This window comes from Chryseobacterium sp. (assembly GCF_022712095.1).
Taxonomy (GTDB): Bacteria; Bacteroidota; Bacteroidia; order Flavobacteriales; family Weeksellaceae; genus Chryseobacterium.
On sequence record NZ_JALAHD010000087.1, the window covers coordinates 1 to 16,775 of the forward strand.

The 16,775-nt window shown below is 34.7% G+C and carries 17 protein-coding genes and 1 pseudogene; 11 read left to right on the forward strand and 7 right to left on the reverse strand.

The genetic code is table 11. The features are described 5' to 3' along the window. Window positions 1-46 precede the first annotated feature (46 nt). Entirely contained in the window at window positions 47-682 is a 636-nt protein-coding gene (gene rsmG, locus Q0A18_RS04180; RefSeq protein ID WP_292008917.1) for a 16S rRNA (guanine(527)-N(7))-methyltransferase RsmG, read from the reverse strand. A 93-nt stretch (window positions 683-775) separates the two neighbouring features. Between rsmG and Q0A18_RS04185 the strand changes: the two genes are divergently transcribed. The 4 genes from Q0A18_RS04185 (at window position 776) to Q0A18_RS04200 (ending at window position 3,579) form a co-directional block, all read left to right on the forward strand. Beyond that, a complete protein-coding gene (locus Q0A18_RS04185) occupies window positions 776-1,966 on the forward strand; it encodes a pyridoxal phosphate-dependent aminotransferase (RefSeq protein ID WP_292008918.1) in 1,191 nt (396 codons plus the stop codon). Between the two features lie 252 nt (window positions 1,967-2,218). After that, complete coding sequence (locus Q0A18_RS04190) at window positions 2,219-2,851, forward strand: peroxiredoxin (protein WP_292008919.1); 633 nt, start codon at window positions 2,219-2,221, stop codon at window positions 2,849-2,851. Window positions 2,852-3,022: 171 nt separating this feature from the next. Continuing rightward, window positions 3,023-3,331 carry a thioredoxin family protein gene (locus Q0A18_RS04195; protein WP_292008920.1) on the forward strand — a complete coding sequence of 103 codons (309 nt, stop codon included), beginning with the start codon at window positions 3,023-3,025 and terminating at the stop codon, window positions 3,329-3,331. Then, window positions 3,331-3,579 carry a hypothetical protein gene (locus Q0A18_RS04200; RefSeq protein WP_292008921.1) on the forward strand — a complete coding sequence of 83 codons (249 nt, stop codon included), beginning with the start codon at window positions 3,331-3,333 and terminating at the stop codon, window positions 3,577-3,579. Before Q0A18_RS04195 ends, Q0A18_RS04200 begins: the two co-directional genes overlap by 1 nt. Window positions 3,580-3,779: 200 nt before the next feature. Here Q0A18_RS04200 and Q0A18_RS04205 read toward each other — a convergent pair whose 3' ends face one another. Beyond that, on the reverse strand, window positions 3,780-4,466 hold the full coding sequence (locus Q0A18_RS04205; RefSeq protein WP_292008922.1) for a Bax inhibitor-1 family protein: 687 nt from the start codon (window positions 4,464-4,466) through the stop codon (window positions 3,780-3,782). 38 nt (window positions 4,467-4,504) lie between these two features. After that, window positions 4,505-5,539, reverse strand: coding sequence for an acyl-CoA reductase (locus Q0A18_RS04210; protein WP_292008923.1), 1,035 nt, complete (start codon window positions 5,537-5,539; stop codon window positions 4,505-4,507). A 59-nt stretch (window positions 5,540-5,598) separates the two neighbouring features. Between Q0A18_RS04210 and Q0A18_RS04215 the strand changes: the two genes are divergently transcribed. From Q0A18_RS04215 to Q0A18_RS04240, 6 genes are all read left to right on the forward strand, one after another. After that, complete coding sequence (locus Q0A18_RS04215) at window positions 5,599-5,949, forward strand: 4Fe-4S dicluster domain-containing protein (protein WP_292008924.1); 351 nt, start codon at window positions 5,599-5,601, stop codon at window positions 5,947-5,949. A gap of 112 nt (window positions 5,950-6,061) precedes the next feature. Then, window positions 6,062-7,126, forward strand: a complete 1,065-nt coding sequence (serC, locus tag Q0A18_RS04220; RefSeq protein WP_292008925.1) for a 3-phosphoserine/phosphohydroxythreonine transaminase — start codon at window positions 6,062-6,064, stop codon at window positions 7,124-7,126. 93 nt (window positions 7,127-7,219) lie between these two features. Continuing rightward, window positions 7,220-8,179: a D-2-hydroxyacid dehydrogenase gene (locus Q0A18_RS04225; protein ID WP_292008926.1), complete on the forward strand. Its 960-nt coding sequence runs from the start codon at window positions 7,220-7,222 to the stop codon at window positions 8,177-8,179. 8 nt (window positions 8,180-8,187) lie between these two features. Continuing rightward, window positions 8,188-9,432 (forward strand): DUF1015 domain-containing protein, encoded by a 1,245-nt coding sequence (locus Q0A18_RS04230; protein WP_292008927.1) that lies wholly within the window; start codon window positions 8,188-8,190, stop codon window positions 9,430-9,432. A gap of 54 nt (window positions 9,433-9,486) precedes the next feature. Beyond that, window positions 9,487-10,896, forward strand: a complete 1,410-nt coding sequence (locus Q0A18_RS04235) for a M28 family peptidase (RefSeq protein WP_292008928.1) — start codon at window positions 9,487-9,489, stop codon at window positions 10,894-10,896. A gap of 1 nt (window position 10,897) precedes the next feature. Further along, window positions 10,898-12,256 carry a M28 family peptidase gene (locus Q0A18_RS04240; protein ID WP_292008929.1) on the forward strand — a complete coding sequence of 453 codons (1,359 nt, stop codon included), beginning with the start codon at window positions 10,898-10,900 and terminating at the stop codon, window positions 12,254-12,256. 207 nt (window positions 12,257-12,463) lie between these two features. On the opposite strand, the gene Q0A18_RS04245 is transcribed toward Q0A18_RS04240, so the two are convergent. From Q0A18_RS04245 to Q0A18_RS04260, 4 genes are all read right to left on the reverse strand, one after another. After that, on the reverse strand, window positions 12,464-13,636 hold the full coding sequence (locus tag Q0A18_RS04245; RefSeq protein WP_292008930.1) for an aspartyl protease family protein: 1,173 nt from the start codon (window positions 13,634-13,636) through the stop codon (window positions 12,464-12,466). Between the two features lie 98 nt (window positions 13,637-13,734). Continuing rightward, the gene (locus Q0A18_RS04250; RefSeq protein ID WP_292008933.1) at window positions 13,735-14,772 is read right to left on the reverse strand and encodes a peptidylprolyl isomerase; all 1,038 of its coding nucleotides are present in this window, start codon (window positions 14,770-14,772) and stop codon (window positions 13,735-13,737) included. 81 nt (window positions 14,773-14,853) lie between these two features. After that, on the reverse strand, window positions 14,854-15,348 hold the full coding sequence (locus Q0A18_RS04255; protein WP_292008931.1) for an FKBP-type peptidyl-prolyl cis-trans isomerase: 495 nt from the start codon (window positions 15,346-15,348) through the stop codon (window positions 14,854-14,856). A gap of 106 nt (window positions 15,349-15,454) precedes the next feature. After that, window positions 15,455-16,528: a branched-chain amino acid aminotransferase gene (locus Q0A18_RS04260; protein ID WP_292008932.1), complete on the reverse strand. Its 1,074-nt coding sequence runs from the start codon at window positions 16,526-16,528 to the stop codon at window positions 15,455-15,457. Between the two features lie 85 nt (window positions 16,529-16,613). Here Q0A18_RS04260 and Q0A18_RS04265 point away from each other — a divergent pair. After that, window positions 16,614-16,775 (forward strand): annotated as a pseudogene (locus Q0A18_RS04265) (peptidase); the annotation flags it as partial.

A 16,775-nucleotide genomic window follows, 5' to 3' on the forward strand; every position in this document is an offset into this window, starting at 1 on the left:
GTCATATTACAGTGTGGATCAAAAATTATTCCTTAATTATGATAATTTAAGAATTGAAATTCCCTTTCGATATATAAACTACTTTTTTAGTATCAAAGAACTCTTCCTCAAAATAATTCTTAAGATTAAATATTTCACATTTAATTCCTGCTAATTCTTCAGCCAAATCACCTCCTTTCAGATACAATATACCATTATGTTTTGGATTAAACTGTTCTTTCTCAAACTTACCCTTCAGCCATCTTAAGAACTCCGGCATCTGAGTAACAGCTCTGCTTACAACAAAATGAAATTTATCTTTCAGTTTTTCCGCTCTTCCATGAATGGCTTTTACATTCGTTAATCCTACTCCTTCCGCAACTGCATTTACAACGTTTATTTTTTTACCGATAGAATCAATTAATGTAAATTCAACTTCCGGAAATAAAATAGCTAAAGGAACCCCTGGAAAACCACCTCCCGTCCCAATATCAAGAACTTTAGTTCCGGGGGCAAATTCCATTACCTTTGCGACTCCCAAAGAATGCAGAATGTGTTTTTCATATAACGATTCCATATCCTTGCGGGAAATTACATTGATCTTTTCATTCCACTCATTATACAGTTCTTCAAGTTTAGAAAACTGTTCAATCTGCTTTTCTGTAAGATCAGGAAAGTATTTTATAAGTAACGCTGTAGACATATTGATTATTATGAATAGCAAAAATAAGTTTTATTTCAGACTTTCTTCTCATTAAGTTTTATTATATATTTGTTTAAGATACAAATTGAACACATGGATAAACTTTCGAAAAGAGTAAAAAGATTAGGCTATTCTCAAACTTTTGTGATGTCTAACAAAGCCAGAGAGATGAAGGCTAAAGGAATAAATGTAATAAGTCTGACGCTTGGGGAACCTGATTTTGATGTTCCTGATAATATCAAACAGGCCGCATTTGATGCAATCAATGAAAACTATAGTCATTACTCTCCTGTTCCTGGTTTTTTAGAGCTTCGTGAAGCCATATCAAACAAACTGAAAAGAGATAATAATTTAGATTTTAAACCTACACAGATTTGTGTATCCAACGGTGCAAAACAAGCGATAATCAATGTATTGGCTGCTATTATAGATGATGAAGATGAAGTTTTATTGCCTGCACCTTATTGGGTAAGTTACGATGAAATGGTAAAAATGATGGGGGGAAATTCTGTTATACTTCCGACTTCATTCGTTACAGATTTTAAAATTACCGCTGAACAATTGGAAGCAGCAATCACTGATAAAACAAAAGCTATTCTTTTCAGCTCTCCATGTAATCCATCAGGAGGATATTACACTTACGATGAACTTAAGTCTATAGCTGCAGTATTAGCTAAATATCCTAAAATCACTATTATTTCTGATGAAATTTACGAATTTATCAACTATGAAACTAAAACAACTTCAATAGCACAATTTCCTGAAGTGCGTGAGCAAACTGCAATTATCAATGGGGTTTCAAAAGCTTATGCCATGACAGGATGGAGAATTGGTTATTCGGCTTGCCCCGAGTGGTTAGCTAAAGCCTGTGAAAAAGTTCAGGGACAAATGACCAGCGGTGCCAATACTGTAGCTCAAAGAGCTTCTATCACAGCTTTAAATACTGATCCTTCCGAATACAAATATATGATTGATGCTTTTAAAGAAAGAAGAGATATAGTATATGATCTTATGAAAGAAATCCCGGGATTTAAAGTAGTATTGCCTAAAGCTGCTTTCTATTTCTTCCCTGATGTTTCCTACTATATCGGTAAAACTCTAAACGGTACGGAAATAAAGGATTCGGATGATTTCGCCATGTTCCTTCTTGAAAATGCACAGGTAGGATGTGTTGGAGGCGTATCATTTGGAAGCCCGGAATGCATCAGATTTTCATATGCTGCTTCAGAAGAAGAATTGAGAGAAGCTATGAAAAGAATTAAAGAATTATTGGAAAAATTCTAATATCATTTTTTCATATATCACAAATTAGTGTTTAATATAAAAATTAAAAACAGTAACTGATAAATGAAGTTAAAATCCTTCATATCAAAGAAGTATTCAGTGATTAAATTATAGAAAAAGCTCTGATTTTCAGGGCTTTTTTCATTGATTTCGCATTAAAAATATTAATAGATTATATCAATTAATAAACAATTGTTTAATAGACCATTTAGCGTACCTTTGTAAGAGAAAAATTAACAAAAAAATATAATTATGTCTTTAGTAGGAAAAAAATTCCCGAACGTAACGATCGACGCAATGTCAGAAATGGGTGATGATCTTAGAATCAACATCTTTGAAGAAGCAACTAAAAATCAACAGAAGATTGTTTTATTCTGGTATCCAAAGGACTTTACTTTTGTTTGCCCTACAGAACTTCACGCTTTCCAGGAAGCTCTAGGAGAATTCGAAAAAAGAAATACGAAAGTAATTGGTGCATCATGTGATACTAATGAGGTACATTTTGCATGGTTAAACACCCCAAAAGATAACGGAGGTATTGAAGGAGTGACTTATCCTATCTTAGCTGATACACATAGACAATTAGCTAATCTTTTAGGAATTGTAGATCAGGATTTTGAGTATGATGAGGAAGGAAATGAAAACTTCACCGGATCTAATGTAACTTACAGAGCTACCTACCTGATTGATGAAACAGGAAAAATCTTCCATGAATCAGTAAACGATATGCCTCTTGGAAGAAACGTAAAAGAATATATCAGACTGATTGACGCTTATACTCACGTTCAAAAACACGGAGAAGTTTGTCCTGCAAACTGGGAAGAAGGAAAAGACGCTATGAAAGCTGACAGAAATTCAACCGCTGACTATTTAGCTAAGCACTAAAATATACTGGTAAGGGGTTTGAATTTTTCAAGCCTCTTATTCTTTAAAGTTTACGATTAAAATATTTTATAAAAAACACAAACCTTTTTGATTTCAATATCATAAGCTCTGAAATATTTTATCGCATTCATTATAACACAAATTATTTTCTTAAATTTAAACGTTTTTAAAATGTATACAGAATTAACTGAAGATACACTACAGAATATTGTAAATGATAATGAAAAAGTAGTAGTACAGTATGGAGCTTCATGGTGTGGTAACTGCCGAATCATGAAACCTAAATTTAAAAAACTGGCATCAGAAAATGAAGAGATACCATTTCTTTACGTAGATGCTGAGAAGCTGCCAGAAAGTAGAAAACTAGCTAAAGTGGATAACCTTCCAACTTTTGCAATTTTCAAAAATGGTGAGTTAGTGAATCAGGTTCAGTCTAATCAGGCTGAAAGTTTAAATAACCTTTTTAATGAATTGAAATAATGAAGTTACCGGTTATAAGACAGTTTTATCAGAATCAGTCTCCTGAAAACCTTGAAAAAACATTAGAAGTATTAGAAAGCTTCTGCGAATTCAGAGGAACAAGCGATGAAGATCTTAATGTAGCAGGAGAATTAATCACTAATATTTGCGGGGCCTTAGAAGTCCACTCGAATGTCCAAAATGGAATGAGTGAAAAAGATGCTCTTAACAGTTTCGCTCAGAAAGTTCTGGGATCGATTGACAAATAAATAAGAAGCACTATGTAACAATGTTATATAGTGCTTTTAATAATATTTCTACCGTTAATTTTCAGTAGCGATTATACCTACAATACATTCCCGCTCCCTAAACAAACTACTACCAATCCCGGAATCAGTAATAGTATAATACAATAAAAAACCCGATGATTGATCATCAGGTTTTTATTTATAATTTTCAGCTAAACTAATTAACTTCTTCTACTCATAAGGATTCTAAGAATATACCAGAATAGTAGCATGATAGAAGCAAAAAGCTGAAGTGAAGCTCCTACATATTGTTCCGTACCATATACATTCTTAAGCTTACTTGTTTCATATAAGATACTTGCTGAAGCCAAAATAACCATTCCTACGGAAAACCAAAGCCCCAAATTAAATCCGAAGATCATTCCAGCTACAATTAATCCTAAGGAAAGAAAACCACCAATAATAATGATATTTCTTAAAAAAGAAAAATCTTTTTTAGAAGTAAAAGCGACAGCAGATAACCCGGCAAACATAGCAATTGTAAGCATAGCAGCCTGAAAAATTACTGTTCCTCCTGCAGTAGCCACGGCCATATAAATAAGAGGTAAAAAGATAATCGCCTCTAATAAAACATAAAAAGCCAATCCCATATACTGAGTAGATTTACTTTGTGACAAAGACCATTTACTTGCCATCATAGAAGCCACCCAGAATATTCCAATAACCAGTAACCAGCTGTATTTTTGTCCTACCATTAAACCAATAAGTTCAGGTGGAACTGTTTGTAGCAATAAAGTTTCCACACCTATAAAAGCAAGAATGGATAAAGCAACATGCAAATAAGTTTTTTTGTAAAAATTAGCTTTCTCTATTTCCAAAGATTGAGCAACTAAAACATCTGTATTCATTAAATATTTTTTGGTCTATAAAGATAATAAAAATTTAATTAAATCACTTCCAGAAACTTCATCGTATCCACATTATCCGCATAGGTACTTAATCCCGGATTTTGAGCTTCTCCAAGACCTACAGAATCAAAATCAAGATCTTTTTTAGCCACAATACATTGTATACTCTCTTCATTTTCTCTGATAAAGTCTTTAACTTCATCCAGAGAAGAATATCTGCTGAAATTAATCACAGAAAGCGGACTGAATAGTTTATCATCCTCTTTGAGCATCACAAAATTGTTATCCCAGAACTTTTCCTGATTAAGCAAATAAACCGCCCTGTTATAATCATAGTTGTTAGCATACTTATGATGATGAATAATATCTTTAAAGTCTAAGAAGTTTTCAAACAACCTGTCAAGAAGAAAGTCCTGAGGTATGAAAATTCTCGTTACATTTCTGCATCCTAATCCGAAGTATTGAAAAATATCCTTAGCAAGAAGTCTTAATTCTTCATCTGTTTCATCCCCTTTCAGAACCGCCACAGAGGTTCTGTTTTTACGGATAATACTCATATGATCTTTAAAATAATACTCAAGATATCTGGCTGTATTATTACTTCCTGTAGCAATGACTGCATCAAAATCCTCCAACTTTTCTACCATTTCATAGCTGACTCTGTCCTTTGAAAATTCCTTCCATTTTTTTAGTAAAAAGGGAAGCATATATTTATCCTTTGAGGAAAGTTTTATTACAGGAATATGATTACTTAAAATCACCGAAATTACATCATGAAAGCCCACCAAAGGAATATTCCCTGCCAATATAAGCCCTACTTTTTTGGAAGTCCCGGAAGGTGAATAGTTTCCCAGCCAGTCTCTAATGTTGGAATCTGTAATCAACCCGGCCCATTGCCGCAATGCAAACTTCTGATTATCAACAGTAAACCAAGGATTTTCTATTTCTGATTTTTTCAGTAATATTTCAAATTCAACATCACTTTCATTAAAATCTTTTGAATCCTTTTTTAAAAACTCATTAATATAATTACCTAATTGTGTAAGTCCTGAAATTTTATTTTCGATATCCATAATTACTTTAAAATTGGGGAATATTTTGTAATTTTGTGCAAATTTAAAAAAAATTAGCGATGGCTATTAAAATAACTGATGAATGTATTAATTGCGGAGCCTGCGAACCAGAATGCCCAAATAATGCAATATATGAAGGAGCTGTAGATTGGAAAGCATCCGATGGTACTGAGCTCAAAGGGACTGTGACACTTCCTTCCGGATTAACGGTAAATGCCGATGCTCCGCAGGAACCTGTAAGTGATGATGTTTATTTTATTGTTACAGATAAATGTACGGAATGTAAAGGATTTCACGAAGAGCCTCAATGTGCAGCAGTTTGTCCGGTAGATTGCTGTATTCCTGATGAAGATCACGTAGAGACCGAAGAAGCTCTGCTTAATAAAAAAGCATTCTTACACGGTGAATAAATAACTCCGTCTCATTGTGTATGAGGCGGTTTTTTGATCTTGTTATTAAAGAACTTATCCCAATTGAAATAAATCCGCAAGTTCAGAAATACTTGCTAATAAAAAATAAAAAATGAGTAAAAAGCACAATTTCAGCGCAGGACCATGTATTTTACCTCAGGAGGTATTTCAGCAATCAGCAGATGCTATTTTAGATTTTAACGGAATCGGACTATCCATTCTTGAAATTTCTCACAGAAGCAAAGATTTTGTTGCTGTAATGGACGAAGCCCGTGCCATTGTAAAAAGATTAATGAATCTGGGTGATGAATATGAAGTTTTATATCTAGGAGGTGGTGCCAGCTTACAATTTGCTATGGTTCCTTATAACCTGATGAAAGTAGGAGGTAAAGCTGCTTATTTAGATACAGGAACATGGGCAGCAGGAGCTATTAAAGAAGCTAAAAAATTAGGAACGGTAGATGTTGTTGCTTCTTCAAAAGAAGACAACTATTCTTATATTCCAAAAGATTATAAAGTAACTTCTGATTATGACTATTTTCACTGTACTTCCAATAATACTATTTATGGAACTCAGATGAAGTCTTTTCCGAAAGTAGATACACTTATGGTGTGTGATATGAGTTCTGATATTTTCTCAAGACAACTGGATTTTTCTCAATTTGATCTTATCTATGCAGGAGCTCAGAAAAACATGGGACCTGCCGGAGTTACCCTTGTTGTTGTAAAAAAAGATATTCTTGGAAAGACAGGTAGGGATAATATGCTTTCTTATTTAGATTATTCCCAACATATTAGCAAAGAATCGATGTACAATACTCCACCGGTATTTCCTGTATATGCTTCCTTGTTAACATTACAACATCTTGAGAAGAACGGAGGCATAGCTGCAGCAGAAAAAAGAAATGAAGCAAAGGCAAAACTTCTGTATGATGAAATTGATAACAATCCATTATTTGAAACTTTCTGTGTAAAAGAAGACCGTTCTTTAATGAATGTTTCATTCAGATTATTAGATGAAAGCAAAAAAGAAGAATTTGATAATGCCTGGAAAGCTGCCGGAATTAACGGACTGAACGGACACAGAAGCTTAGGAGGTTACAGAGCCAGCTTATACAATGCTTTACCTATTGAAAGTGTACAGGTATTAGTAGATGTTATGAAATCCATAAAATAACTATATTAGGCAACTCAAAATTGTAAAAAAAGATTATAGACAGGCTTATCACTGTTAAAATAATTCAATCTTCTACATTTTAAATAAGAAAATATGAAAGTCTTAGCTAACGACGGAATTTCCAAAGCAGGAGAACAAGCATTAAAAAATGCAGGAATTGAAATCCTGGACAATCGTGTTGCTCAAGAGCACATTATCAATTTCATCAATGAGAATGACGTAAATGTTCTTCTTGTGAGAAGTGCCACAAAAGTGAGAAAAGACATTATTGATGCCTGCCCTAGCCTTAAAATTATTGGAAGAGGTGGCGTTGGTATGGATAATATTGATGTTGAATATGCCATTGATAAGGGAATGTATGTTATCAACACTCCAAATGCATCTTCCAAATCGGTAGCAGAAATGGTTTTTGCCCATTTCTTCTCTTTAGCCAGATTTCTTCATGAGTCCAATAGACTAATGCCTTTGGAAGGTGACACCCAATTCAATATTTTGAAAAAATCTTTCGGGAATGCATATGAACTTTCAGGAAAAAATTTGGGTGTTATAGGATTTGGAGGAATAGGAAAAGAAGTCATCAAAATAGGAATTGCTTTGGGGATGAAAGTAAAAGTACTTACCCGAAAACCCAAAACAGAAACTCTTACCTTACACTTTTTCGACGGGCAATCCGTAAATTTTGAGATTACTTCTACAAATGATACAGATGCTTTCCTTAAGGACACTGATTTTATCAGTATCAACACCCCTAAAACTACTGAATACATTATAGATACCGAACAATTCGAAAAGATGAAAGATGGTGTTTATATTGTCAATACGGCAAGAGGTGGCGTAATCAACGAAGTAGCCTTATTGAACTTTATCGAATCAGGTAAAGTAGCGGGTGCTGCTTTGGATGTTTTCGAAAGTGAGCCCAACCCAGAACTTCCTTTACTCATGAACCCTTCGCTTTCACTTTCACCACATCTCGGTGGAAATACTATCGATGCTCAGGAAAAAATCGGAGTAGAGCTCGCAGAACAAATTATTAAGATAAAAAACGAACTATAAAATAAACTATGCCTGTTTTTAAACCTTTTCGCGGAATAAGACCTCATAAAGACTATGAGCATGTGTTTCCCACTCACCCTCTTGACAATTTCAGCCAGGAGGAGATTGCGGAAAAAGCTCAAGTAGAAAACACTTACATCAACATGATCAAGCCTTATGTCGTAAGTAAATCAAAAGACATAGACCGGAATCTCAGAAAAATACGCTCTACATTTGAAGAGCTGCTGGACGATCATAAGTTAGTTCAGGACAATTCCGCCTATTATCTTTATGAACAGATATACCCCAACAAACAGGTTTTTAGAGGACTTCTCGGTTTAGCAAGCATTGAGGATTTCTGGAATGGAAAAATTAAAAGACATGAAAGTACCATTCCTCAGAAAAAAGAAAAACTGGCTCATTATCTTGAAAAAGTAAATATACAGGCAGAGCCGGTACTCCTCACCTATCCTTCCAACTCTAAAATCGAATTGCTGATGAATCATGAAGAAAAAAATGTTCCTATTTTCAACCATCAGGATTCAAAAGGTATCAGACATAAGATCTGGAGGATAGATAACCGTTTAAAACTCCAGCAGTTTAAAGAAGTGATTGATCAGATAGATTCATTTTATATTGCGGACGGACACCACAGAATTGGATCCACAGCGCTTAATGCAAAACATCAGAAGGATAAAAATAAAAGACACAACGGAACAGAAGCTTACAATTTTGTATATAGTTTTATTGTGTCTAATCAATCGATTAAAATTCATGATTATAACAGAATTGTACATGACCTGAATGGAATGTCAAATGAAGAATTCCTGAAAAAGATTGAAAAGTATTTCCTTATTCACGAAAAAGGAGAAACTCCATACTATCCATCACAGAAATTCCATATTTCAATGTATCTGGATGGTATCTTCTATTCTCTTCACGTAAAGCATGATCTCCGTTCTCTGGAAATGTCTCTCGATAATCTGGATCATCATCTTTTAGATAAATATATCTTTAAAAATATTTTGAATATCAATGACTCCGATAGTTCAGATGAGATCTCCTATGTAAAAGGAAGTTCCAATATAGAAGGGATCAAACTTCTCAAGGAAAAGATAGATAATGGAGAAGGTAAAGTAGGCTTTGGAGTGTATCCTGTAAGTTTCAATGATATGATTAAAATATCTGATGAAAAATTGATTATGCCACCAAAATGTACATTAATTGAACCAAAATTAGTTACAGCATTGCTAATGTACGATATGAAACCTTAGATTATTCTTATTTTTTCCCTATTTTTATGGGCGGAAAAGAAATGGTAATCAACAATGAAAAATATATTCATCATAATACTTCCACTCTTTTTGAGTGGATTTTTATTTTCACAAAATAAGAACCATAAAAAACCACAAAAAAAAGCAGTTCCGGTAGCCAAATTCAATTATCATGATGAATTCAAGAAAATTTCTGATGAAATTCTTTCCAATGGTACTGCGTATGAAAACCTTGCCGAGCTCACCAAAAAAATAGGCCCGCGCTTCAGTGCCACATCAGGATATGATAAAGCCACAGAATGGGCGGAAAAAAAGCTTCAGGAAGCTGGTGCAGAGAATATATGGAAGCAAAAAGTAAAAGTTCCTGTGTGGATTCGCGGTAAAGAATCCCTCCAGATTCAGGCAGGAAACGGAGAATGGAAAAACATCAGAATTCTTTCTTTCGGAAACTCTGAAGGAACTAAAGGTAAGGATATGATCGCTGATATTATATTGGTTAATAATTTTTCCGAACTCAATGCACTTACTTCAGCCCAGCTTAAAGATAAAATTGTTTTTGTTAACTATCCTATTGACCCAAAGATTGTTAACACCGTAGACTCTTATCTTATTGCCGCTAAATCAAAACTTATATCTGCATCTGTAATTGGTAAAAGAGGAGCTAAAGGCTTAATTATACGGTCTCTAACTACTGCCAACAATAATATTCCCCATGCTAAAATGATCTATTATGAAGCAGACGATAAAGTGAGAATTCCCGCACTTACCATCGGAGTACAGTCTGCCGATGAGCTCGAAAAATTTCTCAAGAAACAATCAGTTAAGGCCAAACTGAATATGGCAGCCGAATATAAGGGAGAAACAACTAATCACAATATTATCGGAGAAATTCCTGGGAATAAAGACAGTAAAGTAATTGTTTTGGGAGCCCAGCTGGATTCCTGGGATTTTGCAGAAGGAGCTCATGATGACGGTGCCGGAGTCGTGCAATGTCTGGAAGTCCTGAGAACAATTAAATCTTTAGGTATCAATAATAATCATACCATCAGAGTAGTTCTTTATGCCAACAGTGAAAATGGTGGCATGGGAAAAGATACTTATATGGAATATGTAAAAAAGAAGGAAGAAAAACATATTTTTGCTTTAGGATCTGATTCCGGAGGTTATTCACCGAGAGGATTCTCTCTGGATATGTCTCCTCAGCGACGAAGGCTTATCTTTCCTTGGAAAAATTATTTTCTGCCCTATGGGATCTATGACTTTGACCGTACAGATGCCATACAGGATGTCTCACCACTAAAAAGGCTGGATATTCCCTTAGCAGAGCTGGTAGTAGATACACAAAGATATTTCGACTATCATCATTCTTCAGAAGATACTTTTGATAAGGTGAATAAAAGAGAACTTCTTCTGGGAGCTGTAGCCATGACACAAATGATTTTCATGATCGATCAAAACTGGTAAAATGAAAAAGATAATTTACACATCATTATTCCTTCTTGGAATAGCTGTTTCAGGACAGACTAAAGAGGATTCAATCCAATTTAATAAGATTTCCACAGAAGTACTTAATAAAGGAAAAGCTTATACGGAGCTGAGGGATTTAACTAAAAACATAGGACACAGACTCAGTGGCTCACGGGCATATGATAAAGCCGTACAATGGGCAGCCCAGAAACTCACTGAAGCCGGTGCTGATAAAATCTGGCTGCAGGATGTTATGGTTCCTGTTTGGGAACGGGGCCCCGAATCTCTATATATTAAAACTTCTGACGGAAATTGGAAGAGCTTAAAAATGCTCTCTTTAGGAAACTCCGAGGGAACAGGAGGCAAAGACATTTCGGGAGATATTATCATGGTAAAATCAATGGAGGAATACAGCCTTCTTTCTCCTCAGAAAGTAAAAGGGAAAATTATATTTTTCAATTATCCTTTTAGTCAGTCATTTGTTGAAACCTTTAAGGGATATAGTGATGCAGCCAAATACAGAGTTTCTGCAGCTGCCTTAACAGCTGAAAAAGGGGGGAAATTTGCTATTATACGCTCTCTTTCATCTGCATTCGATGATGTTCCCCATACGGGAGGAATGCGATACAAAGAGGGAGTTGAAAAAATCCCTGCCGTAGCAATAGGAAATACAACAGCTGACGAGCTTGAAAGCCTCTTAAAAACACAGACTGTTACTGCAAAACTCAATTCTAATTGTGGAATGAAAGGAGAAAAATTAACCCATTCTGTAATCGGTGAATTGACAGGAAAAAAAGATAAGAATGTTATCGTGGTAAGTGGTCACCTTGATTCCTGGGATGTAGGTGAAGGAGCACATGATGACGGTGCCGGCATTGTACAAAGTATTGAAGTATTGAGAACTTTTAAAAACTTAGGAATACACAATAACCACAGTATAAGAGTCGTTTGTTTTGCCAATGAAGAAAACGGTGTTAAAGGAGGAATTCAATATGGAAAAATGGTTAAAGAAACAGGTGAGAAGCATCTTTTTGCCATAGAGTCGGATGCCGGAGGCTTCACTCCCCGAGGGATTGCTATGGAAATGAGTAAAGAGAAAAGAAATCAAATTAAAAGCTGGGCTCCATTATTCTTTCCTTACGGAGTTTATAACTTTGAAGGACAGTATTCAGGAACAGACATCTACCCTCTTAAAGATATGGGAATCCCTACCGCCGAACTAGTTCCGGATTCACAAAGATATTTTGATATTCATCATACGGAAGAGGATACTTTTGAAAAAGTTAACCGCAGGGAACTTCTTCTGGGAGCTGCTGTAATGGCTCAGTTGATTTATATGATCGACAAGAATTGGTAAATCTTTTATAATTTCTAAACTGTTTTTTAATACTTTATGATCATTAAAAAACAGTTTTATTTTAATTTTCCTATGTCAATAGATTTATATCAGTAAGGATAAATTTACCATCAGATGGAGTTATATTGATACAAGAGGTTCACATTAAACAGATTTTTACAGATCCGCCTTAAGTGTCTCAGTATTTCTAACATATTTATCCATTATTTACAATACTTTTATATATTCTTTCTTATTTAATATAAAAGCGAGAGTCTCCCCATCTCTGTCCACTTTTATTTTAATTGTATTAGACGCACTCTCTACTCTATTAATGTAATAATAACACGCTGACTCTTTATTCAAATTTTCAAAACTCACATCATTAATACTAAGTATAGAATCTCCGATTTTCAAAGGCAACTTTTCATCTTTGAAAACATAAACAATCACGGGTTTTTCATCAATAAAACGGTATCCAAATCCAAAAGACTCTAAACTGGGAGGGCTCGATTTAATTTGCTGTAAATATACCTTATTATTTTTCCAGTCCATGATAAAACTGAAATCTTTAAAAAAACCGTTTCCGATTAAACTGGAATTCCCTGTTGTTATGATCTCATTCGGAAAGCTTTTATTTCCTAAAGTTATTTTATTTACTGTAAATATATATCCTTCTGTAGGTTTTGCTCCTCCAAAAGCCCCTACTGAATTGGTTCCATAAGTTTCTATACTGTTTCCGGACTTCATTTCAGGGCTATACAGTTTATCCTGTATTTTAAGACTCCCTGAAAATCCGGTATCAAAAGTCAAGTTTATTTTTTTACCTGCGATATTAGATTCAACAACCGGAGTTTTCTGCGGCTGTGCATCAAAAGGTATAACTGTATTATAAGAGGTAAGATCAAAGTTGGACAGATCTTTGGTAATCTGAATTGAGTTTTCTGAGTAATTGATTTTCCAGAATACCTTGGCCATTTGGTTCGCTCCAAGAATTCCATCAATTTTAAAGCATCCAAGCTCAGAAATCGTTAAGTCCATCACCATGGCTCCAATATTTCTAAAAACGACCTGATCAACTCTCATTTCCGGCAACTGTGTAAAAATCTGCTGCTGAACACTCTTCTGAGAATCTTTAACTTTTGTTTTATATTTTTTACTCAATTTCAGCTCTTTATAAAGAGTCGTGGAAATAACTGTCGGAGCCCCTGAATCTAAAAGAAAATTATAAAATTTATCATTGATGTTTACCTGAACAAATGCCAGCTCATTAGCATATCTCAAATTAATCTTTTCCACAGGTTTTTTCAATTCCACCTGACCGGTTTCAAAAAACCTTTTTCCCTGAGCAGAAATAATCATGATATAAAAAATAAAGAACAACGACAAGGCCTTACGCATAGAATAAATTTTTCATACGAATTTAGCGATTTTTCTTTCTGAGAGAAATAAAAAGCCGTCCCAATGAGACGGCCTTACATATTATATAGAATTTTCAATTACTGAACTTTCACAAGCTCAACATCAAAAATCAACCATGCATTTGGCGGAATTACTCCTCCTGCTCCTCTTTCTCCATAGGCCATTGCCGGTGGAATCAATAAAGTAGCAGTTTCACCTTCTTTCAATAATAGGATTCCTTCGTCCCATCCTTTGATCACTCTTCCCATTCCGATTGGAATCTCAATAGGCTCATTTCTGTCGAATGAAGAATCAAACTTAGTTCCGTCGATTAATTTTCCTGCATAGTGTACAGAAACATTATCACCAGCTTTTGGAGCCTTACCTTCCGTAGCTTTCGTAATTTTATAATATAATCCGGATTCAGTTTTCTGCATCCCGGCTTTCAGATTTTCAACCATTTTTTCCTGATTAGCTTTGAACTCCTCTTCTCTTTTCTTTCTTTCAGCCTCTTCTTTTGCTAAGAATGCTTTATTATTTTCAGCAATTTTAGATTTTCCTTCATTGAACGTTTTAGCTGCATCATAATTTTTATACTCGTCTCCTTTGCTGAATACGGAAACTTTTTCTAAAACGATATCTGTCTTAGGCTTATCCTGAGCTCCTTTTTCCACATTAGCAATAGCATCGATTACATTTTCACCTTTTACTACTTCACCAAAAATAGTATGTCTTCCGTCTAACCATGGAGTGGCTACTTCCGTAATGAAAAACTGAGAACCATTAGTATTAGGTCCTGAGTTAGCCATTGAGAGAATTCCTTTTCCAGTATGCTTAAGATCATTTCTTTCATCTTCAAATTTATATCCCGGATCTCCCATTCCTGTTCCTTGAGGATCTCCTCCCTGGATCATAAAATCTTTAATCACTCTATGGAAAATCGTTCCATCATAGTAAGGAACTCCTTTAGCTTTAGCTTTGTTATCTATTTTTCCCTCTGCAAGCCCTATAAAGTTAGCCACAGTAACCGGTGATTTTTTGTCTTCAAACTTAACGATCATATTACCTTTAGTCGTTTGAAGATTAGCATAAAGTCCGTCTTTAAGACCTTCGTAAGTTTCTTTGTCTACGTTCATTTTTTTATAAATTGGGGTACAACTCATCAGCGAAATACTTGCCGCTGCCAGAATTATATTCTTGTTAAACAATTTCATTATTTATAGTACTTTTAATTTTATGATTAATGGTATGTCATTATCTATTTTCTTCTCGTCACCATACGTTCCGTAAGCAAGAGAAGATGGAACCAAAAGTGTAACTTCTTCTCCATCATTCATAAATCGTAAAGCATTTTCTACAGCTTTCAGTTCATCAAAATGTCCGAATTTAGCATCTCTTCTTTGTATGGGCTGGTCATAAATTTTAGTCTGATCAAAATCATACAGATCATACGAGTAAGAAATCAGGCTGTTATCCTGTCTTTTCTTCCTTTTGTCCAAACCTTCCACACTAGTCCAATAATTAAGCTGTGTAGAATAATATTTTACAGACTGGCCATTGATCCATTCCTGGATATGTCTTCTTTCCTGAGTATTAAGGTTCTTCATTCTCTCCTTGGAGATATCCAGATCTGTCTGACTCAAAATCCCACCTACAGGCGGATGAGACTGTACATTTCTGTTGCAGCCCATTAGACTTAATATTGATATCAAGAGTATTTTTTTCATAAACTGTTGCGAAAATACACAATTCAAGGGAGATAAAAAATAAAAAAAGCCAGGAATCTCCTGACTTTATATAAAAATATGTAAATAGAATTTAAGCGGTTTCCATTACATTTTTCTTTACTAGAACTCTCCATCCAAACGGATCTTCAGTAATGTTACTCTGTAATCCAACCAGATCATTTTTAAGCGTTACAGCATAACTTTCTTCATCTGAAAGCTTAGGTAAAGCTAATTTTTCATTATTATAACCTAATGCCTGGAAAACAGTAGTTACAACAGCTGTACCTACTCCCCAAACTTCTTTAAGGCTTCCGTTTTTCTGAGCTTCAATTACTGTTTTTACAGGTATTGGCTCTACTTTTACCTCAATTCCTCTTTTCTTAGCTAACTGAATAAAGCTGTCTCTGGTAACACCATCTAAGATTTTTTCAGATGTTGGCGGAGTATAAATTGTATCATTAATTCTAACAAAAACATTCATTGTTCCACTTTCTTCAAAGAATTCATGAGTAGCATCATCCGTCCAGATAATCTGCTCATATCCTTCTTCAATAGCCAACTGGGTAGGATAAAAAGAAGCGGCATAGTTACCCGCGGCTTTTGCAGAACCTACTCCTCCGTTAGCAGCTCTTGAATAATGATCGGAAATTTTTACAGAAACAGGCTCTGTATAATAACTTCTTGCCGGAGTTGCTACAATAGCAAAAAGATATTTATTGGAAACTCTCGCTTTTAATACTTCTTCTGTTGCGAAGATTACGGGTCTGATATACAAAGACATTCCATCTCCATAAGGAATCCAATCTCTGTCTATATCAACTAACGCTTTTAAACCATCGATAAACATTTCTTCCGTTACCTCAGGCATGGCAAGACGTTTAGCAGATTTATTGATACGTTCAAAATTCTTTTCAGGCCTGAAAAGGAAAACTTGACCATCCTTGTCTTTATATGCTTTCATCCCTTCAAAACAAGCTTGTCCGTAATTCACTCCCATCATAGCAGGTGTAAATTGTAGGGGACCATAAGGAACTAATTTTACTTCACCCCACTTTCCATCCTCGTACTCACAAATCACCATGTGATCAATAAATGTATCTCCGAATGAAAAATTATTAGGGTCAAATGTAGAAATTTTGGAGTTCTCAGTTTTTTGAATTATCATTTCTAAAATTTTTTATGATGTTCTACAAATTTAACATAATTTTCTAAATATAAAAATTTTAGAGTAAATTTGAAAAAAAAATAGTTTGAAAAGAGAAATAAAGACTACCCAAGATGGTAGTAAAACACTATATATCAACGAATTAAATGAAAACTATCATTCTCATCATGGTGCTCTTCAGGAGGCAGAACACGTCTTTATTAAAAACGGATTAAATTTGATAGATAGTTGCGAAATTAATATTTTA